Origin of the sequence: Pseudomonas syringae group sp. J254-4 (assembly GCF_032586855.1) — a bacterium.
GTDB classification, from domain to species: domain Bacteria; phylum Pseudomonadota; class Gammaproteobacteria; order Pseudomonadales; family Pseudomonadaceae; genus Aquipseudomonas; species Aquipseudomonas amygdali.
Window position 1 is genome coordinate 13,093 of sequence record NZ_JAWHOO010000019.1, and the last position, 24,666, is coordinate 37,758.

Annotated in this window: 23 protein-coding genes; 18 read left to right on the forward strand and 5 right to left on the reverse strand. The window is 58.1% G+C overall.

The features are described from left to right. Positions 1-320: 320 nt before the first annotated feature. The 4 genes from fecA to RYB09_RS20365 all read left to right on the forward strand — a co-directional run bounded on the left by fecA (position 321) and on the right by RYB09_RS20365 (position 5,290). The gene (fecA, locus tag RYB09_RS20350) at positions 321-2,669 is read left to right on the forward strand and encodes a TonB-dependent Fe(3+) dicitrate receptor FecA (RefSeq protein ID WP_122258158.1); all 2,349 of its coding nucleotides are present in this window, start codon (positions 321-323) and stop codon (positions 2,667-2,669) included. A 274-nt stretch (positions 2,670-2,943) separates the two neighbouring features. Then, positions 2,944-3,372: an HPF/RaiA family ribosome-associated protein gene (locus RYB09_RS20355; RefSeq protein ID WP_002552231.1), complete on the forward strand. Its 429-nt coding sequence runs from the start codon at positions 2,944-2,946 to the stop codon at positions 3,370-3,372. A 914-nt stretch (positions 3,373-4,286) separates the two neighbouring features. Next, complete coding sequence (locus tag RYB09_RS20360; protein WP_004663953.1) at positions 4,287-4,619, forward strand: DUF3509 domain-containing protein; 333 nt, start codon at positions 4,287-4,289, stop codon at positions 4,617-4,619. Positions 4,620-4,957: 338 nt separating this feature from the next. Beyond that, positions 4,958-5,290 carry a YXWGXW repeat-containing protein gene (locus RYB09_RS20365; protein WP_011167889.1) on the forward strand — a complete coding sequence of 111 codons (333 nt, stop codon included), beginning with the start codon at positions 4,958-4,960 and terminating at the stop codon, positions 5,288-5,290. A gap of 60 nt (positions 5,291-5,350) precedes the next feature. On the opposite strand, the gene RYB09_RS20370 is transcribed toward RYB09_RS20365, so the two are convergent. Beyond that, positions 5,351-5,839, reverse strand: coding sequence for a phosphate-starvation-inducible protein PsiE (locus tag RYB09_RS20370; RefSeq protein WP_054077840.1), 489 nt, complete (start codon positions 5,837-5,839; stop codon positions 5,351-5,353). 427 nt (positions 5,840-6,266) lie between these two features. On the opposite strand from RYB09_RS20370, the gene RYB09_RS20375 reads away from it, so the two are divergent. The 7 genes from RYB09_RS20375 to RYB09_RS20405 all read left to right on the forward strand — a co-directional run bounded on the left by RYB09_RS20375 (position 6,267) and on the right by RYB09_RS20405 (position 16,751). Next, the gene (locus RYB09_RS20375; RefSeq protein ID WP_005615333.1) at positions 6,267-6,533 is read left to right on the forward strand and encodes a YebG family protein; all 267 of its coding nucleotides are present in this window, start codon (positions 6,267-6,269) and stop codon (positions 6,531-6,533) included. Positions 6,534-7,231: 698 nt separating this feature from the next. Beyond that, the gene (wecB, locus tag RYB09_RS20380) at positions 7,232-8,488 is read left to right on the forward strand and encodes a non-hydrolyzing UDP-N-acetylglucosamine 2-epimerase (protein ID WP_316889947.1); all 1,257 of its coding nucleotides are present in this window, start codon (positions 7,232-7,234) and stop codon (positions 8,486-8,488) included. 166 nt (positions 8,489-8,654) lie between these two features. Beyond that, the gene (locus tag RYB09_RS20385) at positions 8,655-10,868 is read left to right on the forward strand and encodes a cellulose biosynthesis cyclic di-GMP-binding regulatory protein BcsB (RefSeq protein ID WP_122258156.1); all 2,214 of its coding nucleotides are present in this window, start codon (positions 8,655-8,657) and stop codon (positions 10,866-10,868) included. A gap of 12 nt (positions 10,869-10,880) precedes the next feature. Further along, positions 10,881-13,001: a glycosyl transferase family protein gene (locus tag RYB09_RS20390; RefSeq protein WP_058400598.1), complete on the forward strand. Its 2,121-nt coding sequence runs from the start codon at positions 10,881-10,883 to the stop codon at positions 12,999-13,001. Next, positions 12,998-14,962 carry an NfrA family protein gene (locus tag RYB09_RS20395; protein ID WP_316889950.1) on the forward strand — a complete coding sequence of 655 codons (1,965 nt, stop codon included), beginning with the start codon at positions 12,998-13,000 and terminating at the stop codon, positions 14,960-14,962. The genes RYB09_RS20390 and RYB09_RS20395 overlap by 4 nt, the downstream gene beginning before the upstream one ends. A gap of 31 nt (positions 14,963-14,993) precedes the next feature. Continuing rightward, positions 14,994-15,866, forward strand: a complete 873-nt coding sequence (locus tag RYB09_RS20400) for a hypothetical protein (RefSeq protein WP_316889952.1) — start codon at positions 14,994-14,996, stop codon at positions 15,864-15,866. An 81-nt stretch (positions 15,867-15,947) separates the two neighbouring features. Further along, the gene (locus tag RYB09_RS20405; RefSeq protein WP_316889954.1) at positions 15,948-16,751 is read left to right on the forward strand and encodes a SirB1 family protein; all 804 of its coding nucleotides are present in this window, start codon (positions 15,948-15,950) and stop codon (positions 16,749-16,751) included. Positions 16,752-16,963: 212 nt separating this feature from the next. Here RYB09_RS20405 and RYB09_RS20410 read toward each other — a convergent pair whose 3' ends face one another. From RYB09_RS20410 to RYB09_RS20420, 3 genes are all read right to left on the reverse strand, one after another. Next, positions 16,964-17,509, reverse strand: coding sequence for a hypothetical protein (locus RYB09_RS20410; RefSeq protein ID WP_058400594.1), 546 nt, complete (start codon positions 17,507-17,509; stop codon positions 16,964-16,966). Between the two features lie 223 nt (positions 17,510-17,732). After that, a complete protein-coding gene (locus RYB09_RS20415; RefSeq protein ID WP_058408868.1) occupies positions 17,733-18,644 on the reverse strand; it encodes an SDR family oxidoreductase in 912 nt (303 codons plus the stop codon). Between the two features lie 111 nt (positions 18,645-18,755). Beyond that, the gene (locus RYB09_RS20420; protein ID WP_230017561.1) at positions 18,756-19,208 is read right to left on the reverse strand and encodes a flavodoxin; all 453 of its coding nucleotides are present in this window, start codon (positions 19,206-19,208) and stop codon (positions 18,756-18,758) included. A 209-nt stretch (positions 19,209-19,417) separates the two neighbouring features. Here RYB09_RS20420 and RYB09_RS20425 point away from each other — a divergent pair, with 209 nt between their 5' ends. The 7 genes from RYB09_RS20425 to RYB09_RS20455 all read left to right on the forward strand — a co-directional run bounded on the left by RYB09_RS20425 (position 19,418) and on the right by RYB09_RS20455 (position 23,315). After that, positions 19,418-20,023, forward strand: coding sequence for a hypothetical protein (locus RYB09_RS20425; protein WP_002552218.1), 606 nt, complete (start codon positions 19,418-19,420; stop codon positions 20,021-20,023). 151 nt (positions 20,024-20,174) lie between these two features. After that, entirely contained in the window at positions 20,175-20,741 is a 567-nt protein-coding gene (locus RYB09_RS20430) for a hypothetical protein (RefSeq protein WP_058408869.1), read from the forward strand. Positions 20,742-20,974: 233 nt separating this feature from the next. After that, entirely contained in the window at positions 20,975-21,685 is a 711-nt protein-coding gene (folM, locus tag RYB09_RS20435) for a dihydromonapterin reductase (RefSeq protein ID WP_058408870.1), read from the forward strand. A 21-nt stretch (positions 21,686-21,706) separates the two neighbouring features. Beyond that, on the forward strand, positions 21,707-22,270 hold the full coding sequence (gene folE / locus RYB09_RS20440) for a GTP cyclohydrolase I FolE (RefSeq protein WP_058400591.1): 564 nt from the start codon (positions 21,707-21,709) through the stop codon (positions 22,268-22,270). Beyond that, positions 22,270-22,641, forward strand: coding sequence for a dihydroneopterin triphosphate 2'-epimerase (gene folX, locus RYB09_RS20445; RefSeq protein ID WP_316889957.1), 372 nt, complete (start codon positions 22,270-22,272; stop codon positions 22,639-22,641). Before folE ends, folX begins: the two co-directional genes overlap by 1 nt. Before the next feature lie 43 nt (positions 22,642-22,684). Then, positions 22,685-22,981: a DUF1244 domain-containing protein gene (locus tag RYB09_RS20450; RefSeq protein WP_316889958.1), complete on the forward strand. Its 297-nt coding sequence runs from the start codon at positions 22,685-22,687 to the stop codon at positions 22,979-22,981. Beyond that, positions 22,974-23,315, forward strand: coding sequence for a HopJ type III effector protein (locus RYB09_RS20455; RefSeq protein ID WP_316889960.1), 342 nt, complete (start codon positions 22,974-22,976; stop codon positions 23,313-23,315). Before RYB09_RS20450 ends, RYB09_RS20455 begins: the two co-directional genes overlap by 8 nt. 66 nt (positions 23,316-23,381) lie before the next feature. On the opposite strand, the gene trxB is transcribed toward RYB09_RS20455, so the two are convergent. Then, positions 23,382-24,344 carry a thioredoxin-disulfide reductase gene (gene trxB / locus RYB09_RS20460; protein WP_004659967.1) on the reverse strand — a complete coding sequence of 321 codons (963 nt, stop codon included), beginning with the start codon at positions 24,342-24,344 and terminating at the stop codon, positions 23,382-23,384. Positions 24,345-24,666: the final 322 nt, after the last annotated feature.

Sequence of the window (24,666 nt, forward strand, 5' to 3'; positions counted from 1 at the left end):
CGGCGAGTTACTTTGAAGGGGCCAAAGTAACCAAAGCCCCTCGCTCCTGTTTCCGGCCCGACTTCGTCGGGTTCCTTCGCCCTGTCACTGATCCGGGGGTCGCAATTTGCGTCGTCTGTGTCATCGGGGTAGACAAGCGCTTTTATGCGCAGTGAACGCTGCAGCACGGCGCAGAGCGTCGCCAAACGCATCACCACGCGAGGCGCGGGTACGATAATCAAACCCGGAAAAAATAATTTCAAAACCCGTGAGCCGTTTTCTGTTGCTCGCGTGACAGACAGGGAAAGCCTCTCTCAACCTTCCGGTCAAAGGACTCCTGCATGTCAGCCCGCCCTACTCAACTTTCACCGCTGGTGCGTACGTTGCGCCATGTCATTTTCGGTGCCAGCCTTTCGGTCGGCAGTCTGTCGATGGCGCAGGCTGCCGAGGTGGCACCCAAGGCGTATCACATTGCGCCAAGCGAGCTTGAAGCTGCGCTGAGCCAGTTCGGTCGAGAGTCCGGCGTGTTGATTTCCTACGGTTCGCAAATCACCAGCGGCCTGAAGAGCCGTGGTCTGGAAGGTCAATACACGCCCGAGCAAGGCCTCAATGCGTTACTCGAAGGGACGGGGCTGCAGGCCTTGGCCGACGGCAATAACGGCTTCACCCTGCAGCAGGCCAATGCTGCTGGCGCGCCGATCGAGCTGGGTGTGTCCACCGTAGTCGGCGACTGGCTGGGAGCCGCGCAGCAGACCAACGTTTTCGAACACCCCGGCGCACGTGATGTGATCCGCCGTGAAGAGTTCGAGCGTGTCGGCGCAACCTCGGCGCGTGAAGTGCTCAATCGCATTCCGGGCGTCAATGCGCCGGACAACAACGGCACCGGCAGCCACGACATGGCGCTGAACTTCGGCATTCGTGGCCTCAACCCGCGTCTGGCGTCACGCTCCACAGTATTGATGGACGGCATCCCGGTGCCGTTCGCACCTTATGGTCAGCCGCAACTGTCCTTCGCGCCGATCAGCATGGGCAACATGGACGCGGTCGACGTGGTGCGTGGCGGTGGTGCAGTGCGTTACGGGCCGCAGAACGTGGGCGGTATCGTCAACTTCGTGACCCGTGCCATCCCCGACGCCCCTACCCTCAAAGGCGGCATACAGACCGAAACCAGCCCGTCGTCCAGCCACGATGGCTTCAAGACCACCGGCAACCTGCTGGCAGGCGGCACGGCGGACAATGGTCTGGGCGGCGCGATTCTGTATTCCGGCGTACGCGGCGGTGACTGGCGCGAACACAGCGATACCCAGATCGACGACTTGATCCTCAAAGGCAAATACCAGATCGACGAAGCCAACAGCCTCAACGCCATGGCGCAGTATTACGATGGCGAAGCGCAGATGCCCGGCGGCCTGAACGTCAGGGATTACGATGCCGATCCGTACCAGTCGACTCGTCTGAAGGACAAGTTCTGGGGCCGTCGCACCATGTTCAACTTCGGCTACCGCTATGAAGAGGATGCGCGCGTCTTCACCGCCAACACGTTCTTCACCAAAACCCTGCGCAGCGGCTATCTGGATCAGGGCAGCTTCGTTTCCCTGTCGCCCCGCGAATATTGGGTACGCGGTCTGGAAACGCGCTTCTCGCAAGGCTTTGCACTGGGCGAAACCTGGCATGAAGTCGGTGTTGGCTACCGCTACGTCAACGAAGCCGGTCACGAACTGCGCTATCGCGAACCGGTGACCGGTAACCTGCCGACCACCGCCAGCCGCAACGACCGTGACACCCGCGGCGCGACTGAAGCGCATGCGTTCTACATTGATGACCGTATCGACATCGGCAAGTGGACCATCACGCCCGGCGTTCGCTACGAGATGATCGACACCGCGCAGAACAACAACCTGACCAACGCCCGCTATCAAGGCGACTACAGCACCGCACTGCCAGCGCTGAATGTGCTTTATCACCTGACCGACACCTGGAACCTGTACGCCAACACCGAAGGCTCGTTCGGCAGCGTGCAGTACAGCCAGATGCCCAACCGCGTTACCGGCGATGAAGTCAAACCGGAAAAAGCCCGCACCTGGGAACTGGGTACGCGCTACGACAACGGCAACCTGCGAGCCGAGATCGGTGCATTCCTGATCAACTTCGATAACCAGTACGACAGCAATCAGACCAACGACACCGTGATCGCACGCGGCGAGACGCGTCATCAGGGGATCGAGACCAGCGTCAACTATGCGCTGGAAGGCCTGAGCCCGGTATTGGCCGGTTACGATGTCTACGCGAGCTACGCTTTCGTTGACGCGACAATCCGTGAAGACGGCCCGAATAAAGGCAACCGCGTGCCGTTCTCGTCAAAACACAAAGGAACGATGGGCGTCAGCTACACCGAAGGGCCGTGGAAGCTGAATTTTGACAGCTCTTTCCAAAGCGACCAGTTCGCCGACAACGCCAACACAGCGGCCGAAAGCGCCGACGGCAGCACTGGCAAGATCCCTGGTTACATGCTGTTCAGCACCCGCGCCAACTACGACTTCGGCCCGCAACTGTCGGACCTCAACGTAGCGGTCGGGATGAAGAACATCTTCAACCGCCAGTACTACACCCGCTCGTTCGACGACAACAACCGTGGCAAATACGTCGGCGAACCGCGCACGGTGTACGTACAAACGTCAGTTGCATTCTAGTTCCCGGACGCCAGAGCGTGAGAGAAGTGTTATCCCGGACACCTCTCGTTCCTCACGCTCCGCGTGGGCGTGCCGTTCTGGACGCTCTGCGTACGCTCCTGATTCTCAGCCTTGAATCAGGGCGGCCATTTTTTGCTGCGAAATATTTCTTACACATTGGGGTTGAATTGTCAGGCCATTGCCGCCAACACTGTGAATGAGCGCAAACGAAATCGATTCCGCAAGGAATCACGTAGTCCAGCCTCGCACGAGCAAGCCCTAATAAGGATTAACTATGCAAATCCAGGTCAATAGCGATAATCACATCGAAAGCAGTATCCGACTGGAGGAGTGGGTTCGTACCACCGTTGAAAGCACGCTCGAACACTACGATGAAAACCTGACCCGCGTGGAAGTCCACATCCGCGACGAAAACGGCGACAAGCCTGGCCCGCACGACATCAAGTGCCAGATGGAAGCTCGCCCCAAAGGACACCAACCTATTTCTGTTTCCCACAAGGCCGATACGGTAGATCAGGCTGTGGATGGCGCTGCTGTAAAACTCGATCACGCCCTCGAGCATCTGTTTGGCAAGCTGCGCGGCAAACGAGGTGCCGCACCGATCATCGCCGAGCAGGATGAAGATCCGGTCAGCCCGGACGCGCTGCTCGAAGAAGAATTTCTGGAAAAAGAGCAGGAGAAAGAAGCCGCTCGTCTGACCTGATGTTCCACTGACACGTTTTGCAAAAAAAGGGCGAACCGGCAACGGTTCGCCCTTTTTGTTTGCCATGGATTGTTCCCCATGAGCAGGCAAACGCAGCGCTCCACGCACGCCGACAATCTGTCGACCAGCGTGCCCTACACACGGTTGTGCCCCAATCAGTGCGCACCACAAACGCTCGCTGCACAGCTTTGGCCACCTTGCCCCATCGCTCGCCTCGCAGCGATCTCGATCGCCGGTTGCCGTCTATCGAATTTAACATTCAGCACCGGGCAGTCCGAGCACGGCACCTGACAGCCATAGGCGAGCAAAAAATCATGCCCCTTGCCTACATGAGCAGGCGGGTCAGCCCTTCAAACCGACAAGCGTTCAACACTCACCCTGCCGCTCTGCAGCAAGACGCTCAACGTCAGGACCTGGGCAGCAGGCGAGTACGGTTTCGACCCGTCTTTACGAATCTCTGACGCCAGAATTCGGTTGTCGGAGTGTCAGACAATCACTCGAAAAAGTCGTACGCAAACTGCATTCGCGAAAGGAGCAGGCCATGTCAGGGACGTGTTCTTCGCGCCTCTTCAAGAGCTCTTTTGCCAACCAAATCACCGGTTCGCATTGAAGCCGAACAAGCCGTGAAGCAACTGCAATGGGCTCCCGTTCAGCGGCTTATCGCGCATCACACATGCAATATGGCCCGAACCATGCAATGCCCTGCAGTACGCGCCACGAGGCTGGCCATCAGGAGGGCCACTTCCAGGCGCGGACTCGTTAAAGCGTCTCAAACGAAACCTGTCATCCACGCGAAAGACGACAGCAAACTGTCAGCAGCAGGCGAAGGAGTAACGCAACCGCTGATCAGTCGTCGAGAACCAAAAGGACTATTACCCGGTCAACTTATGCAGACCATTGAGCAGGTGAATGATATGGACAATCCTTTTCAGATGATCACGGACACTTTTCACCCCGACTATCGGGTGAATCTGAGCATTCAAGGGCTGGACGGCAGCATCATGCTGACCCTGTCCAACGAATGCGGAGTCGTTGCCAAACGCCTGATCAGCGCCGCGCAACGCAATGACCCACAACGCCTGCGCAAGCTTATCGAAAGCGTGCAATTCGGCATCGCCATCGAGCGTGGCGAAAGCGCGATCAAGATTCTTGCAGCGATGACTGATGGTGCCACGCTCAAAAAGACACCCGGCCCGGCCAATGGTCTGTGGTCGCAGAATCAGGCCGCGGTGAATGCCGGGGTTTGACGGGCGCTTTCTTCTTCCGATTCAGTGCCTTTGATGGCGCTGAATCGGGATGGAATTCATTGATGCCGTTTTTCATCAGTTACGTTAACTGAATATCTTCAGCGGCGTGTATCGCGGCCGATTGGTCATCAACTTCAAGAAAAAACCCATACTCGCCATGCCCCCTTGTGCAGCCTGCAAGGCCTGAAAAATCAGGCAGTTCGCCATCAAACTCCCTCCCGCCTCTTCAGCAAAAGTACAGATACATCCTGCTACAACAATCCTTGCGCAGAAACATTCGAGCGACTGGGCACTGCGTTCAGCGCCACTGCACCTGCGGATGATTCCGAGGAGGCAACATGTTCTTAAGGTATGGGGTATTGATCGCATCACTTGCGATAGCGTCAGGCTGTGTCGAAGAGCGGGTAGTCCATGAGCGACCACACGTACATCATGAATACGTCGAAGAAGTCATCGCGCCACAACCACCCCCTGAGCGAGTAATTGAAGTAGAACCGGCGCCTCGTCCCGGCTACATCTGGGCACGCGGTTACTGGCACTGGAACGGGCAGCGGTTCGTACCGGTTCATGGTCACTGGGAGGCGGAACGACCTGGCTACCACTATGTGCATCCGCACTGGGAAAGCGCCGGAGACGGCTGGCACTGGCGTGCCGGTGTGTGGCTTAACTGACAGGCGACTTCCATAGCAACGTACTGGCGGCATCGATCACGGATGCCGCCAGTGTCTCGATCAGACCTCGCCTTTCTCTTCGGTCACAGCGCCTTTGACCGAACTGGACGAATCAGGAATCTTCGCCGACGGGTATTTGTACGACGCGTAGCGCACCACCAGAATTGCAAACGCCAGCAACAGAATGCCGCCACACAGGTAGATGATGCCAATGTCCGGCGGGTTGTGGTGGGATACGTCGGAAATCAGCAGACGGGTCAGTGCAGTGATCGCAACGTAGATCAGGAAGCGCACGGGCATGTGGTTGGTCTTGAAATAAATCCCGGTCATCGCCCCCAGTTCCAGGTAGATGAACAGCAGCAGGATGTCATCGACCGTGACGTTGCCTTTCTCGACCATGCCCAGGAACGCAACCACTGACGCCCAGGCAGTGATCGCGCCAATCGCGAACAGCGCCAGAAAGTGAAAGCTCTCGACGCAGAGATTACCCAGTGACTCGGCCTGGCCATGCACGCGGTGTCTTATCTTTACTGCCCATTTGTTTCCCATGACGCTCTACCTCTGAACCTTCGTTTATGCCGACCGGATAATGCCGGGTGCTGGTGACACCTTTGTGGCCTGCTTTTTAAAGCAGGAACAGGGCCATAGGCTATGGTTGAGAGCGCGACGGGTTGTCGCAAGGCACATTTGCAGCGCAAAAAAGATGCTTAAACGCCACTATTCAGCGAGGGGTTGATTGGTACAGGCTTTTTACTGTATAAAAACACAGTAATCAAGAAATCACCTTCAACGCCGATGCGTCGGAGAGCGGGCTTCATGCAGACCCTCATATGGATATGCATGCAGCGCCCCGCTACACCTGACCGGCATGCTGGTCTTGCAGGATCAATGCTTTTGCATACCCGCTGGTCAGAGCGTGAAGCGCTGAACGTCCGGGTCTAGCCCTTTCAACACTGGATAACACGACGAGGCCAAAATGGCTGTTGAAACCCTTTACCGCAGTACCCGCGATCTGGAGACTACTTTCGTGGACCGTAAACTCGCCGATGCGCACGATCAAATGCTCGAGCTGGCCGAGCTTCTCACCGACGTCCTGATCAAGAACGTGCCGGGGATCTCGGAGAAGCATGCAGAGGATGCGAGTATCTACATGGCGAAAAATCGCGCCGTCTTCGCCGCAGCCTTCAAAAACAACGCGACTGCGCTCAGCGAGCTGTCGGAGCCTGCCGAGTCGGAAGGCTGATTGCGTTCTGCACCGCGACCCCCTCATTTGGAGGGGTTCGCTAATCATTCTCATTTAATAACTGGGCAACTGTCCGCATTGCTGCTACAACTCAATAGTGCAGCTCACTTAACTTTAGCGGTATGTAAGCTATTCCTTAACATCTCGTTCACCTGCAGCGCATCAAACTCGATACAAAAGCAAAGTTCCACACTGTCATTATATCAGCGCCATTTTTGTGAACCCCTTCGCTTTTCCTGTCATTAATCAGGCGTCAGTATTCTGCTGTAGTGATGCACGCCACAGCACGGCGATTTTTGTTGGAACTTTTTGCCATCATGGCGACTTTCAGCACATTAGCGTCCTTTGAAAACAGCCTGACCGACGCTATCATGCGCCCGCAAAACCCCCGTATTCATTGGGCAAAACGGATTTTTCAAAAGTTATAACCCTGAACTGACCATCCTGAAAAACCAAAGTTCCTGAAAACTATTACTTTGAAAAATAGTTAATAAAACATTTTGCTTTATTATTTTGTTCTGCTAATAATCCCGACAATTCCGGGTAACAAGGCACATTGCTACATCACATTGAAGTGAATATCGAGCTATGCACTCCGATCTTCCCCGCCCGAGAAACTCATTAACTCGCCAGCTGGTCACGCTGCTCTCAGCCTGGCTTTGCTATTGCGCGGCGCGCTCAGAGCGCGGGAGGAAATAATGGCTGGTCAGCAACCGAGGATGAAGGTCCTTTCCATATTCGGCACTCGTCCAGAGGCCATCAAGATGGCTCCGTTGGTCAGAGCACTGGCCGCAGAGCCGGGTATCGATTCGAGAATCTGCATCACCGGACAGCATCAGAGCATGCTGCAACAGGTGCTGGACATGTTCGAGCTCAAGGCCGATTACAGCCTTGATGTGATGCGCCCCGATCAGACTCTGAACTCCCTGACCGCGGCGCTTTACGCAGCTATCGATCCGATTCTGGACGAGATGAAACCGGACAAGGTGCTGGTTCATGGCGACACCACATCAGCAATGGTGGCGGCCATGTCGGCCTTTCACCGACGTATTCCCATCGGCCACGTCGAAGCGGGCCTGCGCACTGGCGATATCCGTCAGCCGTGGCCTGAAGAGATGAACCGTCGTTGCATCGATCTGATCTCCGATCATCTGTTTGCACCGACGGCCGAGTCGCGCCGCAACGTACTGGGCGAACGCCTGCAAGGTATTTCGTTCGTGACCGGCAATACCGTGATCGACGCCCTGCACCTGACGGCTCAGCGGATCGACAGCAACCGCCAGCTGCGCCACGCACTGGATCGCCAGTTTTCATTTCTGGTACCTGAACGCAGGGTGTTGGTGGTGACCGGGCATCGTCGCGAGAATTTTGGCGACGGCTTCCTGAACATCTGCAAGGCGCTGAGCGAACTGGCCCGACGCGACGACATACAAATCGTCTACCCGGTGCACTTGAACCCCAACGTACTGGGGCCGGTCACCGAGCATCTGGGCGATTTGCCGAACGTGCACCTGATCAAGCCTCTGGATTACCTGTCGTTCGTGCGCCTGATGCAACGCGCCCACGTCATCCTTACCGACTCCGGCGGCGTGCAGGAAGAAGCGCCGTCGCTGGGCAAGCCGGTGCTGGTCATGCGTGATGTCACCGAGCGTCCCGAGGCAGTCGCAGCGGGTACTGTACGTTTGGTAGGCACCGAGACCGACGCGATCATTAGTGGCGTGAACGCCCTGTTTGATGACGACGCCTTGTGGCAGAGAGCCTCCCATGCCGCCAACCCTTACGGCGACGGCAAGGCCAGTGCGCGCATCGTCGATGCCCTGATGGGTCGTCCGGTGGATGAATTTGTCGCCGAGCTGCCGCGTTATCGCACCGACCCGGTCGATGTGCAGCTCGACACGCTTATCCAGCCTCAGCCTCAGCACCAGCATAACCAGATGCGCTCGATGGCAGGTTAGCGAGAACACGCGCAGGTAGCGCAAAAGAACACCAAACATATCCGCAGGAAGCAGTCCGCAGACGATACGGGCACCCGGTTCACACCGAGTGCCCGAAAAACGTTGTAGCAGACCGGCAGCCTGTATCAAGACCCAATGGCCTTGAGCCTTTACCGAGATCTGCACGATGAAATCTTCCGTTGCCGTAAACATGGGCGCGTTGAACGTCCTTGCCTGCGGGATGAGCCTGCTGGCTCTGATGCCTGCATTTGCCCTGGCTGCCGAAAGCCCGTTGACCCAGGCGATCAACCGAATCACTGCCGACAGCCGTCAGGAGCGAGTGATCGAGCTGCGGGAACTGGGCATTGATCGCCCGATCATTCTCAGTGCCACTGATGCGCGCCGTGAGCTTTACCTGCCGGTGCCCGCCAATGTGCCGCTCACGGATGCGACGCTGAATTTTGACGCTAGCTATCTGAATGGCGAAGCAGGCCGCAACACGCTGCTACTGTCGCTGGACGGTTATCCGGTGCGCGCGCTGGGCCTCAACGAAGAACAGGGTAATGCCAGTGCCGTACTGGGCGTCGACAAGGCAGCCCGGGAAAGCGGCTCGGTGCGCCTGGGCATTGCCTGGTCCTCGGTGATCTCGAAAGTGCTCTGCGAAGACGAACGCGCCATCGGCAATGTGCTGCGCATTGATCCGCACACGCGCCTGACTTACGGCTATGACGCCAGCCAGTTGCAGGATGTGGGTGCGGCGTGGAATGCACTGCCCGGCAAACCTGGCCTGTTGGTCGCCCCAGGCACCTTGTCGAGCGCCAGCTACGACGCCGCCTGGCGTCTGGGCGTAGCGCTGGAACGCATCGGTAAACAAGCGCGTATCCTGCCGTTTCCTGCCGTGCAGGACAGTGTGGACCTGAGCGGCCTGAATATTCCGGCAGAACTCAAGCAGATTCCGGCATTCGCCAGCCTTGACGGCAAAGGCCAATACACCTTGCTCGACCCGGCGCAGATCGGCGCATTGCTGATGCTTGGCCAGACCCCGGCATTGCAGGGCGATCTTGCGATCAGCGATCCGCAACTGCTCAAGGCAATCGACGACGCTCTGAACGCCCTTCAGGCACAGGTACAAGGACTTGACGCAACCGCCGCCGCAGCACTGGGCCAGTGGCGCGAACGTCATATCAAGCAACCGCTCGCCAACAGCAGCGAAGACGTGAGTCTGGCCCTGCTGGGCAATCGCGCGCTGCTGATGATCAAGCCGGAGTCGGCGAACAAGGCCATCGGCCTGTTCAGCTCTGCGTGGAACAAACTGGCGCGCAATCGCCAATTGACCATCGGTGAAGAAACCGCAATGCCACTCAGCGAAGACGGTCGCGTTGCGCTGACGCGCCTGGGCGGCAAGCCCGGCACTGTGGATGTGCTGGCTAAAACCGATTGGAGCGCCTCGTTCCCGCTGGGCAGCGTGGCCTATGACGGGCGCGTACCGGTAACCGCGATGATTGATGTTGCTGCGGCCCCCGGCGCATCCGGAACGCCACCGGTTGCGACACTGTTTCTCAACGACTACCTGATCGGTGCGATGCAACTGACTGCCGATGGCAAGAAAGAGCGCATCGAAGCAAGAATTCCGCAATATGCACTGGCAGCGCAGAACACCTTGCGCGTCTCGTTCCAGCGTCAGCCGGTCAGCAACCAGTGCCTGGAGACGCCGCAGGCGTTCCCGATCTCGGTATTGCCGACCAGCCATGTGGTACTGGACAAGGTCACGCCTGACGAAAACTTTTCGGGCATGGCAGCACGCTTCGCTACGGACACTCAGATAATGGTGCCCAAGGCCTATCTCGAGCGCCCGGCCAGCAGCCTGCCGCAAGTGATCCGCGTCGCCAGCGCTTCCGGTGTCTCGCCGCTGCGTGCGCAACTCAGCGTCAGCGATGACGCCAGCGTAGCCGTGACGCCCGCCAAAGCGTTTCTGGCGTTCGAACTGCCAGTCAAGGATGGCGCCGAGTCGGTCAAGGCCAGCAACGACGGGCATCTGCTGATCAATCACAAAGAGCAGACGCTGCTCGACCTCAAATCCCTCAACCACCTGGCCTCGTTGCAAGTGATCGACGCGGGCGGCCAGCACGGCATGATCTATCGCACGCTTGGCGGTCAGGCCCCGGTTTTCGAGCGCCCGCTACTGCTGGAGCGCGGCAACGCCACGCTGTTGGCTGACAACGGCCCGATCGCCACCTTTGACGCCAAGGATCCGACCGGCAGCCAGATGATCGAAGACGAGCAAAGCACTGGCCTCGACGCCTGGCGCAAACCGTCGCTGCTGTGGCTGATTCCGGCTGGCATCGTACTCTTTCTCATCCTGTTGCTGGCTGGCCGTAGCGCCCGTCGCAATCGCTCGTAACGGGCCGCCGCAATGACGTCGCTCTATTGGCCTTACTGGCTGGCCCATTACTACAGCGTGCTGGAAGTCGCGACGATCGTTGTCGGGCTGATTATCCTGGTATCGAGTATCGATGACCTGTTCATCGATATCTGGTACTGGGCCAGGCGGCTGTACCGCAAGTTCACCGCCGAACGCCGCTACCGGCCACTGACCGCCGAGCAGTTGATTGCCCGCGACGAGCAGCCGCTGGCAATCATGGTCCCGGCCTGGCTGGAATACGACGTCATCGCGCCGATGATCGAAAACATGGTGTCGACGCTCGATTACCAGAACTACGTTGTGTTCGTCGGCACCTACATCAACGACCAGCGCACCATCGATGAAGTAGAGCGCATGCGTCGCCGTTACAAGCAGTTGCACCGCGTGGAGGTGCCGCACGCCGGCCCCACCTGCAAGGCCGACTGTCTGAACTGGGTGATCCAGGCGATTTTTCTGTACGAAAAGACTCACGCCGTACAGTTCGCCGGGACCATCCTGCACGACAGCGAAGACGTGCTGCACCCGCTTGAATTGCGCCTGTTCAATTACCTGCTGCCACGCAAGGACATGATCCAGTTGCCGGTCGTGTCACTGGAGCGCAACTGGTACGAATGGGTTGCAGGCACCTACATGGACGAGTTTGCCGAATGGCACGGCAAGGATTTGGTCGTGCGCGAAAGCATGACTGATACCGTGCCTTCGGCTGGCGTCGGCACCTGCTTCTCGCGACGTGCACTGATGGTGCTGGCCGATGAAAACCAGAACCAGCCTTTCAATACCGAAAGCCTGACGGAAGACTACGACGTAGGCGCTCGGCTGGCGAAATACGGTATGCAGGCGATCTTTGTGCGCTTCCCGGTGCAATTTCGGGTGTTGCGCAAATCGTGGTTCCGCAAGCCGTATGAGTCGACGCTGGAAATGCCGCTGTGTGTGCGTGAATTTTTCCCGGACACCTTCCGTACCGCCTTTCGCCAGAAAGCGCGCTGGACTCTGGGCATCGGCCTGCAGGGCTGGGAGCAAATGGGCTGGACCGGGTCGCTGGCCAACCGTTACCTGCTGTTTCGGGATCGTAAGGGCGTGGTGACATCGTTCGTCAGCATCCTCGCTTACTTTATCCTCATTCAATTGCTGGCCTTGATTGTGCTGCGCTCCAGCGGACTGTGGAACACCAGCTTTCCGACCCCGTTTGAAACCACAGGTCTGATTCAGTACCTGCTGGTGGCCAACGGCATCGCGTTGCTGTGGCGGATCCTGCACCGCTGCTACTTCACTACGGTGCTTTACGGTTGGCAGCACGGCTTGTTGTCCATACCGCGCATGGTGGTGGGCAACTTCGTCAACTTCATGGCTGCGGCACGCGCCTGGCGGATGTTTCTGGTGGGCAAAGTGCTCAACCGCAAGCTGGTCTGGGACAAGACCATGCATGACTTTCCGTCTACCGATCTGGTCGCCGTCGCGCCACGTCGTCTGGGCAGCGTGCTGATCTCATGGCAGGCCATCAACGACGAAAAACTGCAGACCGCGCTGACTGAGCAACAGACTCGCCAAGTGCCACTGGGCCGGATTCTGTTGAGCCATGGCTGGCTCGATGACGAGACCCTGGCTGAGGCCATCGCCTTCCAGAACGACCTGCCGCGGGTCTTCGACGTCGCTGGCAAACGTTCGGCAACCAGTGTCCTGGCCGATGAGTTCTGCCTGCGCTGGCGCGTTGTACCGTTGCAAATGAATGCGCTGGGCCGTCAGGAAATTGCCGTGGCCAGCCCGTTGACGGATGAAGGTCTGCAACAGATTACCGAGCAACTGGGTGCCGAGCCGGTGCAGTTGATTGCGCGTGAAAGCGACATCGTCGCGCAGTTGCGTCAGCTTCAGGTAGTCGAGGGCCAACCATTGCCAGCCACTGCCCCGCTGCTGGGCGACCTGCTGATCGAGCAAGGCCTGTTGGACCGCGAAGTATTCCAGAAAGCCATGCTCGGCTACCGCCCGCATGTGCATGGCCGGATCGGCGATTACCTGGTCGACATCGGCGTGCTGCCCCGAGAAACCATCGAGCAGGCAGTGGCGCGTCAACACAACCATTACCGATCTGACGATCATACGGAGCAGCCACTATGAAGCGCCCCTTCATCCTGTCGCTGCTGGTGAGCGGCCTGAGTCTTGTTGCACCACTCAGCCAGGCAGAAACACTGCCTTTGCCGTTGACCGGTCCTGCGTATGCCATCGCCAACGAAGCCTACATGGCCTACAACCGCAAAGACTACGACCTCGCTATTGCCAAAGCGCGAGAGGCATTGCGCCAGCGTGCGGATGCCGATCAGTTGCGTGATCTGATTGCCCTGGCCGAACGCGACAAATACCGACGCGATCACCCTCAGCGCTTCCCCAAGGCTCGCCCAAAACCGGGCTACCTGGAGGGAAATCAGGCGCTGCGCGCGTATGCCAATCGCGACTACGACGGCTCGGCAAACCATGCGCGCAAGGCCATCGCACAGGCACCGAAAAATCTTGATTACCGCATGATGCTGATCGAGGCGCTGCAACGTCAGCAGCGTCTGGACGAAGCACAGCTGGCCATCAACGATGCAGAGCAGGCAGTCGGTCCACAGCCGGTTTTGACTCGTCGTCGGCAAGCGATTCAGGAACAGGCAGCAGTCGATAAGGCAGCCTCTGGTTATAAGGCACTGGCACGCGGAGATAACGACACCGCTGTCAGCGAGGCGCGGGAGGCTGTGCGCAGTTTTCCCAAACAGATGGCCTACCGCAAGCTGCTGGTCAGCGCCCTGATTGCTCAGGGGCAATATGCCGAAGCGCGCTCTGCGGCTACCGAAGCACTGGCGCTGAATGGCAACGACGCCACCCTGCTCGTCCAGCGCGGACAAATGCGTCAACGCCTGGGCGATCAGGACGGTGCGCGTCAGGACTTCGCTCAGGCACTCGCCGTGGGTAATCTGCCCCTGCGCGAGCAAGCTTCCTTGTACGCAGCGATGGACCAGCCGAGCGAGGCGCTGCAACGTCTGCAGAAAGCTCGCGATGCGGGCGAACTGCAACCCGGCGATGAAGTGCAGATTGCCTATTTCCTCAGCCAGGCGGGCGACGATCGTGGCGCGCTGGACGAGTTCAAACGAGTCGACCGCAGCGCCGGGCTCAAGCCTCGTGAAGTCCAGGACGCGGCCTACAGCGCCATGCGTACACCGGACGACGTGCAGGCCATCGCCTACTTCAAACGCGTGCTCGACTATCAGCAGGCCGGTGATTTGCAGATGCCCGCGCAACAGGTGTTCGACACCCGGCGCGCCGTTTCCGATCTGTCCCGTGAATGGGGTTTGACCAACACCACGACGTACCGCGGTGCCAGCACCAGCAGCGGCCTGAGCGGCGCGCCCGGCGGCAGCAATGACAGCGTGCAGAACAGCACCGAAGTGTTTTGGCGCCCCTTCGGTTACCGTAACGCGCGCTTCGTCGAGCTTTACGGACGCGTCACCGACACGCTGTGGAGCAAGGAAGGCGACTCTGACACAGGCGCGGATGCCTTGCAGGGCGCGCTGGGGGTCAGGGTCAAGCCGTTCAGCTCAGTCAACGTCATCGGTGCTTTTGAGCGTACCTTTCCGTTGGGCAACTCCAACGCCGACGGCGACTGGCTGGTACGTCTGGGCTATGGTTCCAGCATCGGTACTGATTTGCGCGTCGACGTGCCCAGCTGGTGGACCTCGCAGCTGTATGCTGAGGGCGGCCGTTATTTGCAGGACAAGCGCAACTATTTCAACAGTGAATGGCAGGTCGGACGCAGCTTTCGTCTGGACAGCATCAGCCCCAGACTGGTGGTGTTTCCACACGTGGTCGCCGCAGTGGATTACGATTCGAAGATGCGCAGCGAAGTCGACAGCAGTGGCCGCAGCAGTACGTCATCCGGCAACGCTGGCGGGCTGGGTGTCGGCACCGGCGTGCGCTACTGGTTTCGCGAGGACACGTACAAGGCGCCACAGTCGTATGTCGACTTCTCGGTGCAGTACCGCGAGAAAGTCTTTGGCGACGACCGCGCAGAAGGCGTGTTCGCACGCATGACATTCTCGTGGTGACAATCGCGAGTCATCCATCAGGGAGTAATGTTTGAAGGCTTTGGCCGCACTGCTACGACAGACAGCATTGATCAAGACCTCGCTGGCAGCCGCCCTGGTAGGTGCGCTGACCCTCGTCTCCAGCGAGCTGTATCAACTGATACAGCCCAGTGGGCCGGGAATTGTCGGCATCGTCTGGCAACCGGATAACGCAACGGTGGGGATAAGCGGCAACTGGGACAAACTCGGCGCACGGCAGTTGCTCGTGCAATGGACGGCGGTCGATGACCAGTCGTTCATACCAGGTACCCAGATGGCCAACGTGCCGGTGCTGCCGGACTGGGCGCGGATCGGCAAGGAACCTTGGGCGCAGGAGGTGATTCTCGGGCTGGCCGGGTACTTCAGCGAAAACCGCTCACGGGACAATATCGAACAGTTGGCGGTGCTTTCGGCACAGCTGGCCAAAGTGAAAACGCCGCTTAATGTCACTGGCTGGTATTTCCCGGCCGAGGTCGACCCCAGCTGGAGTCGCGCCAAGGAATTACCCGCGCTGCTGGCGAAGCTGCCCAGGCCGTTATGGATCAGCGTCTACGATGGTGCCAACATCGGCCCCGCCGCCACTGCGGACTGGCTGAAAACCTGGCTGCCGGACGATATCGGCGTGTTTTTTCAGGACGGTGTGGGTGTCTATGCGCGCACCGCTCCGGTTGCCCGAACCTACGCAGACGCGTTACGTAAACGGCTGGGCAAAAACCGCGTCAGAATCATCGTCGAAGCGTTTCGCCCGCAAGTGGGTGGCGGTTTCCGACCGGCGACGGCTGCCGAACTGAAACCGCAAATAGCGGCTTTCGATGGCTATCCGCTGTACCTGTTCGACGGTCCGCACTATGTGACGCCCGACTTGATAAAAGCCCTGAACAAGTAGAAACAACTGGCGCTGGACGAAATTCCCGCGCGGGGCTACAAAGAGTCTTCCTACTGGATTTTCAGTTGCACGGAGCGGTCGATGACTCCACGTCAGCATTGCCTGGCCTGTCTGCAACAGACACCGCCCTCGGTGTTTGAAGCCGCGCTATGGGTGTCGAGCGAGCATGACGCACACTTTGCCCGGCATGCGGTGATCAGCGACATGGACCAGCTACAGCGCCAGATCGACGCTGCGCTGCCTGTCTTGCCTGCCCCCGAACTCGCGCAACCGCTTTTGCGACAACTCAATGCACTGGGTTTTCAGCAAGATGACTGGAACCCGCCCAAACCCGACTCGGCGCTGCTGCACAAGGTTATGCAGCAGCGTCGCGGCCAGCCATTGGGGCTGGCACTGATCGCGCTGGAGATAGCACGGCGGCTGGAGATTGCGCTGGAGGGCGTGAACTTTCCAGGCCACTTTCTGCTGCGTGTGCCAGGTGCCGATCATTTGCTCGACCCCTGCAGCGGGCGCAGGCTTTACCCCAGAGACTGCCGCGAGCTGTTGATCCGGCAATTCGGCCCGACCATGCAATTGCGCGCCGAACACATGACACGCGCAACACCGACCAGCATGCTGCAGCGATTGTCGCGTAACCTGCGGCATCTGCATCAGATCAACGATGACTTTCTCGCTGCGCTCAAGGACGCCGACCGCATCGTCGAGCTGGGTCAGGCAACCAGCGGAGATCACCTGGCCCGCGCCAGCCTTTATCAACGCCTTGAATGCCCGCAGGCCGAACGTTTCGACTTGGAGCGCGCGCTGTTGCTCAGCGAAGACCCCCTGCAACGAATCGAGCTTGCCGAGCGCCTGAGCCGGTTGCCGGCGAACCACAGCGTTCACTGACGCCCTTGCACATTCCCCGCGAATTATTACCTGCGGAGTAATGCTGCATATCCTGTACGGGGATTTTTCAGAACAGTAATGGCAGGTAACCTGCGCCCGTTAAATCGACGTGGATTTGCAAGCTCCCTTGATCCTGCGTTTTGTTTGGCCGCTGCGTGGCGATCTATGCAGCGGCCTTTTTTATTGCCGGACGTTTTAGTGTCGAAACACCCTCACGCCTTGGCGTTTGGTGTTTTTTTGACCAGCCCCTTGTTTTCCATGTCCTTGATCTTGAGCATCTCGTAACTGTCGCCCGACTCGGCAAACGTCTGAAGATTCTGCATGATATGGATCGTGCGAATGTAATCAGGCAATAACACTTTGGCGTACGGGTCTCCGCTCATTGCCTTTTCTTTCATTTCAATAATTCGATTGGCAAAGAATTCCAGTGCATTGATTTCCTTGCTCGGGTCGACCAGTTTGCCTTTCTTGTCGAACTCATCGCCCGCTCGGCTCATGAGTTCGGCCGTATGATTGTCGATCATGCCGAACTTGTACAAGATCATCCCTGCCCTGTTGAGGTCCTTGGGCGTAATCTGCTCAGGGTTGAATCCCTTGAACAGCGGTTTCATCTTACGCTTTTCCATCGCCAGCGAGTTGAGCGCAACGGCGTTCTCACCGACCTCCTGCAACACCTGGCTAACCTGAGCTGCGGCCTTCTTGAGCTTGAGTCTTTCAGGCGGCGCAGCGACAGTTACCGGTGGCAGGTCACCCCACATTGTTCTTCCCACGAGATACTCCCTATATGAATGCGTTCAAACTTCATATCGGAGCAAAAACTGCCTAATTAATAGCCACACCAAAATCCATACCGAGCCTACAAAGCCAAAAGACAGTTCTTACAGGACACGGTAACAATTCCGATAAATAACTAACCAGTTATAAAATCGTGCACCTAACAGAGACTTCTTTTCCAAAGCCGCCTCGTATCCCAGAACCTGCTTAATTAGCGTATTTCTGCAGATTGGCCATCATTTCTTTCAACGCCTCGATATTGTCGGCGGGGTGCGCGGCCTGATCGAAATCAGCAATCGTCTGCCATTGTGCAGCAACGTCTTCGGGGCTGAAGCCTGCCTGCGGATCGAAGCATGCTCCCTGACTGCGCTCCCAACGGACCTTGCCGATCCAGCCGCCGCCCACTTCAAACAGATCGCCACTGTCCTGACACTGTTCGCTGCCCAGGTACACCACCAACGGGCTGATCAGTTCAGGTTTGAGCAGCTCGAATACGTTGGCAGGAATAAGACCCTCGGTCATGCGCGTGCCCCCGGTCGGGGCTATGGCGTTGACGAAAATCCGGTGCTTGCGGCCTTCCAGCGCGAGGGTGCGAGTCAGTCCGTAAAGCCCGAGCTTGGCGGTTGCGTAATTGGATTGGCCGAAGTTGCCATAGATGCCGGATGTCGATGAAGTGAAGATCACACGCCCGTAGTTCTGCTCTCGCAGGTATGGCCAGGCGGCATGTGTGACCTTATAGGCACCCTCGACATGGACGCGGTAAACCAGGTCCCAGTCGGCGTCCTCCATTTTGGCGAAGGTCTTGTCGCGCAGGATGCCAGCGTTGTTGACCAGCACATCTATGCGACCGAAGGCATCAAGCGCGTGTTGCACTATGCGCCCGCCGTCAGTCACCGAGTCATGGTTGGCTACAGCGGTGCCACCGGCTTCACGAATCTCGGCCACAACGCGATCGGCAGCAGAAGCACTGGCCCCTTCGCCATGGGCAGAACCGCCCAGGTCGTTGACCACTACCCGCGCGCCGTGCTGTGCAAACAGCAGCGCATGAGCCCTTCCCAGCCCGCCTCCTGCGCCCGTCACAATCACGACTTTATCTTCAAAACGCACTGACTCACTCATCGCAGGCTCCAGGATCAAAGGAAACGTTGCGATGAGTGTCGTCCAGGCACCTGCCAGTCACAATCAACACGCGCAGTGCTGAATCATGCTCAATAAAGCAGCGGGATGATTTCAGCCCAGGTGTTTGATGAACGCTGCCAGCCAAGGCTCGGCGTCGGTTTCCGGGGTCACGCTTTCACTTCCGTCCAGACGCAGCATGTCCTGCACTTCATTCACACCCAGTTCAGCGAACAATTCACGCATCTGCTCGCCGCCTGCACAAAAGGTGTCGCCGTAGCTGGCATCACCCAATGCGATTACACCACCCGGCAAGCCGCGCAGCTGGGCAGGCAAAAGATCACGAAGCTCTGAATAGAGAGGCATGAGGTTGTCGGGCAGTTCTCCCATCCCGGTGGTAGACGTCACCGCGAGGATGGCCTGCGGCTCGAAAGCCAGCACGTCAGGCAACGCGAGCCGAGGGTTTACGAGTGTGTCGTGACCAGCAGCACGTAACAGTGCAGAGGCGTGTCTGGCAACTTCTTCGGCCGATCCGTAAACCGTTCCACACACGATGGCAACTTTCATGGCTATTCCTGCAGCAGCTGAAAAAAAGTGAAACATTATGCCCTAGAATGCCATCTGAATTTTCTACGGACCCTTTTGCCTTTGGCCGGCACGGAAAAAGCACAGCCAAGTTGAAACATTAAAATGGAAAAATATGATGAGCGGTCCGAACAACTTGCGGAATCAATGGTCTTTGTTCTCAATAACCGGTCAGACCGAGCTTTCCGCCAATGCAACCTGATTCTCTCCTCACACAGGCTGAACTGGATTTTATCCAGAGCATGCAGCGCAATCCGAAGCTGAACGTGCGCGACAGCACGCGTAGCCTTCTGGTCAATGGCGGGGTTCAGATTCAGGATCTGCTGACACGTCTGGCTGCTCACGAGCAGGTCACGATCCATGCGCAGTTCGAAAACCAGCAGATGAATTTCCCTCTGCATCTGGTCGAGGACGAATTCCATGCTCTGCATCTGGAACTGGGCGCACCGAGTATTTTCGAGGAAGGCCCGAAGATTCGCCCCTGGCGGCTCGTGCTTGAAGAGCCGATCCCGCTTGAGACCGAAAAGGGTGCATTGACGGCGCTCTGGGTTCACGAGCTGTCGTTCAAGGGCGTGCTGCTTGAGTACCGTAAGGAAGGCAAGCTGCCGAGAAACTTCTCAGCCTGGTTCAACCCGCCAGGTCAGGCTCCTATCCCGATGCGTGGCAAGCTGGAGCGAATGACCGAACACAGTTTCGGCGCCTATCACTTCAGCAAGCATGGCAAGGACGACGCCGAGCGCTTGCGTCAGTACATCCTGCAAGAGCATCGCCGCAAGCACCCTTCCCTGCACAAGTAATCAGCCAACACCGCAAAGCTCTACCGGTCCGTCAGCGTTTCAGGAATAATCCTTGCTTGCTTTTCAAGTGAAGCTGTCGCGACCCACCACCCCGGATCGCGGCATGTGACCTCCCTACCCGGGAATCTCACGCCTCTACCGGAGATACACAATGTCTACCTCACCCGTCACCTTGATGGTCGCCCGCCGCGTGGCACAGGGTCGCTACCATGAAATGATGGCCTGGCTGCACGAAGGCGAACAGTTGGCCACGGATTTCCCGGGGTATCTGGGTTCCGGCGTGCTGGCGCCTCCGCCTGGCGATGATGAATTTCAGATCATTTTCCGCTTTACCGATGAGCACACCATGCACGCTTGGGAGCATTCCGCCTCTCGACGCTCCTGGCTGGTGCGCGGCAGCGGTCTTTTCGCACAACCTTCGGAGCATCGGGTCAGCGGCATCGACGGCTGGTTCGGCGCAATCGATCAGCGTCCGCCACGCTGGAAACAGGCTGTCGCGATCTGGCTGGCGTTTTTCCCCGTGTCGCTGATCTTCAACTTTCTACTCGGCCCGTTGCTCAATCATCTGGACCTGTTACCGCGCATCATGATCAGTACAGCGGTGCTCACCCCGCTGATGGTCTACCTTTTCATCCCGCTGTCCACGCGCCTGCTCGCACCCTGGCTGCAGAGCACGCCTGCACCGGTACGCCCTACGCAATCACCTTCCCCTCGCTAGACTCATAAAGACCTGTACACCTTTACACCTCGGTACAGGTCTTGGTCGCGTCTGAGCCCCGCTCGTTCCCTCAGCCTCCCCGTGCTCAGCGCCTGCGAGCACTGCCTCGGCGAGTTTCATGATGTCCAGGGTTGTACAAAAAAATTCTCTGGTATAACTTTGCCTGTAAACCGGAAGAAACAATCGACCGTACAATCCCCGTCCACTGTGGATAACCGATACGTGAGCTGTCGATGACATTATCTTCTGCACCGATTCTGATCACCGGAGCCAGCCAGCGCGTAGGCCTGCATTGCGCCTTGCGCCTGCTTGAGCATGGACATCGGGTCATCATCAGTTATCGCACTGAACACGCAAGCGTGACGGAACTGCGCCAGGCCGGAGCGGTGGCCCTCTACGGCGATTTTTCGTGCGAAACCGGGATCATGGCGTTCATCGATCTGCTGAAAACCCAGACTTCAAGCTTGCGCGCCGTTGTACACAATGCTTCCGAGTGGCTGGCAGAAAACCCGGGCGAGGAAGCCGATAACTTCACCCGCATGTTCAGCGTACACATGCTGGCGCCCTACCTGATCAATCTGCACTGTGAGCCGTTGCTGACCGCCAGTGAGGTCGCTGACATCGTGCATATCAGCGATGACGTGACCCGCAAGGGCAGCAGCAAGCACATCGCCTACTGCGCAACCAAGGCCGGCCTGGAAAGCCTGACGCTGTCCTTCGCTGCCCGTTTCGCCCCTCTTGTCAAAGTCAACGGCATAGCACCGGCGCTGTTGATGTTTCAACCCAAGGACGATGCGACCTACCGCGCCAACGCCCTGGCCAAGTCGGCCCTGGGCATAGAGCCTGGTGCAGAAGTGATCTACCAGAGCCTGCGCTACCTTCTGGACAGCACCTATGTCACCGGCACAACACTGACCGTAAACGGCGGACGGCACGTCAAGTAAGCCGCCCCGAGGAACATTCTGATGAGCTCATCCCTGCCACAGCATTACCGGGAAATCCTGCTCGGTCTTGGAGAAGATCCAGACCGCGAAGGCCTTCTGGACACGCCAAAACGCGCTTCCAAAGCGATGCAGTATCTGTGTCACGGCTACACCCAGAGTGTCGACGAAATCGTCAACGGCGCCCTGTTCGCTTCGGACAATGATGAGATGGTCATTGTCCAGAACATCGAGCTGTATTCACTCTGCGAGCACCACCTGTTGCCATTCATAGGCAAGGCGCATGTGGCCTATATACCTACCGGCAAAGTGCTGGGCCTGTCGAAGATCGCGCGCATTGTGGACATGTTTGCCCGTCGCCTGCAGATTCAGGAAAATCTGACCAAACAGATTGCCGACGCCATTCAGCAAGTCACCGGGGCCGCAGGTGTAGCCGTGGTCATCGAGGCAAAGCACATGTGCATGATGATGCGCGGTGTCGAAAAACAGAATTCGACCATGAACACTTCCGTGATGCTGGGTGCCTTCCGCGACTCGAGCACCACCCGCATGGAGTTTCTGCAATTGATCGGACGGAGCAGACAATAATGGCAAGACTCGAACCTGGCACCGCGCGCATCCGGATCAAAGACCTGCGCCTGCGCACGTATATCGGTATCAACGAAGACGAAATCGTCAACAAGCAGGACGTGCTGATCAACCTGACGATTCTCTACGCCGCACAGGAAGCCGTTCGCGATAACGACATCGAGCATGCTCTCAACTATCGCACCATCACCAAGGCCATCATTCAGCATGTCGAGGGCAATCGCTTTGCCCTGCTGGAAAGACTGACGCAGGAAGTGCTGGACCTGGTGATGAGCCACAAGGCTGTGACCTACGCCGAAGTGGAAGTCGACAAGCCGCATGCGCTGCGCTTTGCCGAATCGGTATCGATCACGCTCGCCGGTCAACGCTGAAACTCTTATCATGACGCGAACCGTCTATTGAAAAGAGCCCGTCATGACCGAGCAAGAACGCCTCGAACTCGAAGCTGCAGCCTTCCGTCGCCTGGTCGCGCATCTGGACAGCCGCAAGGATGTCCAGAACATCGACCTGATGAACCTGTCCGGTTTCTGCCGTAACTGCCTGTCCAAGTGGTACAAGGCCGCCGCCGATGAAAAGCACATCGACATCAGCCTTGAGGATGCGCGCGAAGTGGTTTACGGCATGCCGTACAGCGACTGGAAAGCCCAATACCAGAAAGAAGCAAACGCCGAACAACAGGCGGCGTTCGCCAAGGAACCCAAACATGACTGATCTGAACTCCCTGCGCACCAGCCTGCGCAGCGGCGAGCATGTGTTCGCTGATACCCTGGCCTTTATCGCAGAAGGTTACGATTATCAGCCTCAGCCGTTCAGAAACGGCGACGTCGACAATGCCGCCGGGCAAAACGAAGGGTCTTGCAAGACTCTGGGCCTGGCGCTACTCGAAGGTTTGAGCGGTGAAGAGGCACTGTTGGCATTTGGCGAGCACTACCGCTCGGTGCAAGCCACGCCCAAAGGCAGCGACCACGGCAATATCCGTGCGCTGATCAAACATGGGCTGGCAGGTGTGAAATTCGAAGGCGAGCCGCTCAAGCGCAAGGCTTGAGCTGGCGGGTTCTCGTACCAACACATTGGCACGAGAACCCGTTGCAGAGGCTTGGAGGGACGCCAATCAGAACGTGGCGTTTGCCAGACCGTCCAGATAACGCTCGACGTCCAGTGCCGCCATGCAGCCTGCACCAGCCGAGGTGATGGCCTGACGGTAAACGTGGTCAGCCACGTCACCGGCCGCGAACACACCTTCAACGCTGGTCGCAGTCGCATTGCCTTCACGGCCACCGTGCACAACCATGTAGCCATCTTTCAGGGCCAGTTGCCCTTCGAACAGCGAGGTGTTCGGCGTGTGGCCGATGGCGATGAATACGCCGTCGACTTTCAGCTCGTCACTGGTCCCGTCATTGTTCTTCAGACGCGCACCGGTCACGCCCATGTTGTCACCCAATACCTCGTCCAGCGTGGCATTGAGCTTGAGCTCGATCTTGCCTTCGGCGACACGTGCGTGCAGCTTGTCGATCAGGATCTTCTCGGCACGGAAGGTTTCGCGACGGTGAACCAGAGTCACCTTGCTGGCGATGTTGGCCAGATACAGCGCTTCTTCCACCGCCGTGTTACCGCCACCGACCACCGCGACTTCACGGTTGCGGTAGAAGAAACCATCGCATGTGGCGCAGGCAGAAACCCCCTTGCCCATGAAAGCTTCTTCCGAAGGCAGACCCAGGTAACGGGCACTGGCACCGGTGGCGATGATCAGTGCGTCGCAGGTGTAGGTTGCGCTGTCGCCCTGAAGGCTGAACGGCTTGCCGGCCAGATCAACGGAGTTGATGTGGTCGAAGACGATTTCAGTCTCGAAACGCTCGGCATGCTCACGCATACGCTCCATCAGCGCCGGACCGGTCAGGCCATGGGGGTCGCCCGGCCAATTGTCGACTTCAGTGGTGGTGGTCAACTGACCACCAGCCTGCATGCCGGTGATCAGCAGAGGCTTGAGGTTGGCGCGGGCGGCGTAAACCGCAGCGCTGTAACCGGCAGGGCCGGAACCGAGAATGATCACTCGGGAATGACGTACGTCTGACATGACACACTCCTGTCGACCGACTGTTCAAGCCGCAATCGAAACAGCTGGATAAAAAAGGACCGCCGAAACACTTGGGGAAGTGCCATTCACTCGGCGGATCCTGAAAGTTCTGACTCCTGAGACAGGTCCTGAAATTGGTGCAAAGCCTATCGGGGTAGCAAAGGTTAAGGAAATATCGTTTCACAATCCACCCCATAGGTCACTTCTATAGGGTGACTGACCGACAGCAGTGTACTCGCGCGAACATCCGGCCGCGGCAAGCGCGTTCAGGGCTCGGGGAATGGTGCTGAGCGCCGACAGCCATCAACTCTTTCATGGCTAT

Coding starts and splice junctions, on each gene's coding strand:
- RYB09_RS20415 (WP_058408868.1), bottom strand. CDS start 18,644: ATGAGTGAGTCAGTGCGTTTTGAAGATAAAGTCGTGATTGTGACGGGC.
- RYB09_RS20420 (WP_230017561.1), bottom strand. CDS start 19,208: ATGAAAGTTGCCATCGTGTGTGGAACGGTTTACGGATCGGCCGAAGAA.
- RYB09_RS20360 (WP_004663953.1), top strand. CDS start 4,287: ATGGACAATCCTTTTCAGATGATCACGGACACTTTTCACCCCGACTAT.
- RYB09_RS20385 (WP_122258156.1), top strand. CDS start 8,655: ATGAAATCTTCCGTTGCCGTAAACATGGGCGCGTTGAACGTCCTTGCC.
- fecA (WP_122258158.1), top strand. CDS start 321: ATGTCAGCCCGCCCTACTCAACTTTCACCGCTGGTGCGTACGTTGCGC.
- RYB09_RS20405 (WP_316889954.1), top strand. CDS start 15,948: ATGACTCCACGTCAGCATTGCCTGGCCTGTCTGCAACAGACACCGCCC.
- RYB09_RS20365 (WP_011167889.1), top strand. CDS start 4,958: ATGTTCTTAAGGTATGGGGTATTGATCGCATCACTTGCGATAGCGTCA.
- folM (WP_058408870.1), top strand. CDS start 20,975: ATGACATTATCTTCTGCACCGATTCTGATCACCGGAGCCAGCCAGCGC.
- RYB09_RS20390 (WP_058400598.1), top strand. CDS start 10,881: ATGACGTCGCTCTATTGGCCTTACTGGCTGGCCCATTACTACAGCGTG.
- RYB09_RS20375 (WP_005615333.1), top strand. CDS start 6,267: ATGGCTGTTGAAACCCTTTACCGCAGTACCCGCGATCTGGAGACTACT.
- RYB09_RS20455 (WP_316889960.1), top strand. CDS start 22,974: ATGACTGATCTGAACTCCCTGCGCACCAGCCTGCGCAGCGGCGAGCAT.
- folE (WP_058400591.1), top strand. CDS start 21,707: ATGAGCTCATCCCTGCCACAGCATTACCGGGAAATCCTGCTCGGTCTT.
- RYB09_RS20395 (WP_316889950.1), top strand. CDS start 12,998: ATGAAGCGCCCCTTCATCCTGTCGCTGCTGGTGAGCGGCCTGAGTCTT.
- RYB09_RS20355 (WP_002552231.1), top strand. CDS start 2,944: ATGCAAATCCAGGTCAATAGCGATAATCACATCGAAAGCAGTATCCGA.
- RYB09_RS20370 (WP_054077840.1), bottom strand. CDS start 5,839: ATGGGAAACAAATGGGCAGTAAAGATAAGACACCGCGTGCATGGCCAG.
- RYB09_RS20430 (WP_058408869.1), top strand. CDS start 20,175: ATGTCTACCTCACCCGTCACCTTGATGGTCGCCCGCCGCGTGGCACAG.
- RYB09_RS20410 (WP_058400594.1), bottom strand. CDS start 17,509: ATGTGGGGTGACCTGCCACCGGTAACTGTCGCTGCGCCGCCTGAAAGA.
- RYB09_RS20425 (WP_002552218.1), top strand. CDS start 19,418: ATGCAACCTGATTCTCTCCTCACACAGGCTGAACTGGATTTTATCCAG.
- wecB (WP_316889947.1), top strand. CDS start 7,232: ATGGCTGGTCAGCAACCGAGGATGAAGGTCCTTTCCATATTCGGCACT.
- trxB (WP_004659967.1), bottom strand. CDS start 24,344: ATGTCAGACGTACGTCATTCCCGAGTGATCATTCTCGGTTCCGGCCCT.
- RYB09_RS20450 (WP_316889958.1), top strand. CDS start 22,685: ATGACCGAGCAAGAACGCCTCGAACTCGAAGCTGCAGCCTTCCGTCGC.
- folX (WP_316889957.1), top strand. CDS start 22,270: ATGGCAAGACTCGAACCTGGCACCGCGCGCATCCGGATCAAAGACCTG.